At 41.8% G+C, this 1,938-nt stretch carries 1 protein-coding gene and 1 pseudogene; one reads left to right on the plus strand and one right to left on the minus strand.

The genetic code is table 11. From position 1 onward, the window contains the following. Positions 1-189 precede the first annotated feature (189 nt). Complete coding sequence (galE, locus tag AB4653_RS20270; RefSeq protein WP_102257726.1) at positions 190-1,203, plus strand: UDP-glucose 4-epimerase GalE; 1,014 nt, start codon at positions 190-192, stop codon at positions 1,201-1,203. A 424-nt stretch (positions 1,204-1,627) separates the two neighbouring features. Here galE and AB4653_RS20275 read toward each other — a convergent pair. Next, positions 1,628-1,938, minus strand: a pseudogene (locus tag AB4653_RS20275) (TonB-dependent hemoglobin/transferrin/lactoferrin family receptor); the annotation flags it as partial.

Below are 1,938 nucleotides of genomic sequence, written 5' to 3' on the forward strand. Positions count from 1 at the left end.
GAATCATATGGCGACATTGATGTAATTCTGAAGGTTGGCGCTGAGGTGTACGTCTAAGTGAAATTCAAGGTAAAGGTCAGTTTTCGTTCTCTCGTGCGGTGTATCTGCCATAGGCGTTTGTGACTCAACCCTAAGCTGTTGTATCATAAGAGGTAGGTTGAGTGTTTTTAATTAAAAGGTCCGCTAAACATGAATGTTTTAGTTACAGGTGGCATGGGCTACATTGGTAGCCACACAAGTATCCAGATGATTAACGCAGGTATGACACCTGTACTTTTCGATAACTTGTATAACAGTAAACCAAGCGTTTTAGAACGTATCGAAAAAGTATCTGGCGTTCGTCCTGATTTCATTGAAGGTGATATTCGTGATAAAGCGCTTTTAACTGAAACCATGAAGCAACACAATATTGAAGCTGTTATTCATTTTGCGGGCCTGAAAGCGGTTGGCGAATCTGTTACCAAACCTCTCGAATACTACGATAACAATGTAAATGGCACGTTAGTCCTTGTCGATGCAATGCGTGACGCTGACGTAAAAATATTAGTATTCAGCTCTTCAGCAACGGTTTATGGCGATCCTGCTAGTGTTCCTATCACAGAAGATTTTCCCACAAGCGCAACCAATCCTTACGGTCGTAGCAAGCTCATGGTTGAAGAGTGCTTAACTGACTTCCAAAAGGCTAACCCCGATTGGAGCATTACGTTATTACGTTACTTTAACCCCGTAGGTTCACACCCAAGTGGTGAACTCGGTGAAGACCCAAGTGGTATTCCAAACAACCTAATGCCATTTGTATCTCAAGTTGCAGTTGGCCGACGTGAATTCCTATCTGTATTTGGTAGTGATTACCCAACAAAGGATGGCACTGGTGTTCGTGATTACATCCACGTTATGGATCTGTCTGATGGACACATTGCAGCACTTGAGAAAGTAGGGCGTAAAGACGGTCTTCACATCTATAATCTGGGTACTGGCAACGGTTCAAGTGTATTAGATATGGTTAAAGCCTTCGAGAAAGCGAGCGGTCAAGCGATACCTTATAAACTCGTTGAGCGCCGTCTAGGAGATATCGCAGAGTGTTGGGCCGACCCAGCGAAAGCTCAGAAAGAACTGGGGTGGAATGCGACACGCACATTGGCTGAAATGACTGAAGATACATGGCGCTGGCAATCAACAAATCCTGATGGTTTCCCTGGTTGATTGAGTGATTTCATGAATAGTTAACGTACAAAAAGATGCTCTAGGGCATCTTTTTTGATCTAAATCGAATAAAAAGTGATTTGGTGGTTAAAAAGTATCATTCTGTATCGGTTGTTGTTATCATGCTCGCGAATTATATGTTTAATGTTAATTTTCTTTGGAGTTAATCATGGAACTAGGCCTAATCATCACTTTCATCATTGCTGCAGCAGTAATGGTAAAGAAAGAAATGGCAGAGAAATAATTTCACTTTACCCCTTTTTGATACAACTTTTAGTGAAATAACAAAAGCCAGCTTATCGTAAGCTGGCTTTTTAGTTTCTACAGTATTTTTTTGTATGGCTTTATTCTGGAACGACCTAGATCTTTAATGACCTAGGCCTTTAATAAACTTAGCTCTACAACGAACTAGATTTCTAACCAGTTAGAACTCGTAGTTTGCAGATATACCCCAGTTACGACCCGGTTGAGACTTAATATCGGTGTTGAACTTAGAATCGTGCCCACGGCCTGACATGTCATTGTACAGCCAATATTTTTTGTCTAATGCGTTGAATAGACCCGCTCGCAAGGTTAAATCCGTGACAGGGCGGTAATAAGCAGTCAAATCAACAACTGTGTATCCAGCCACGTTTACGTTGTCATCAGAGTTCCACTCATCTTTCGCAGCAACCATCTTAACATTTAAAGCTGAACCGAAAGTCTCGCGTTCGATACCAAGACCTAGCGTACCCG

The sequence above is a fragment of the Vibrio sp. 10N.222.48.A3 genome (assembly GCF_041475345.1).
In the GTDB taxonomy this organism is placed as follows: Bacteria; Pseudomonadota; Gammaproteobacteria; order Enterobacterales; family Vibrionaceae; genus Vibrio; species Vibrio tasmaniensis_A.

What these genes read in the sequence shown, in the direction of transcription:
- galE (WP_102257726.1), top strand. Translation starts at nt 190, where the DNA reads ATGAATGTTTTAGTTACAGGTGGCATGGGCTACATTGGTAGCCACACA.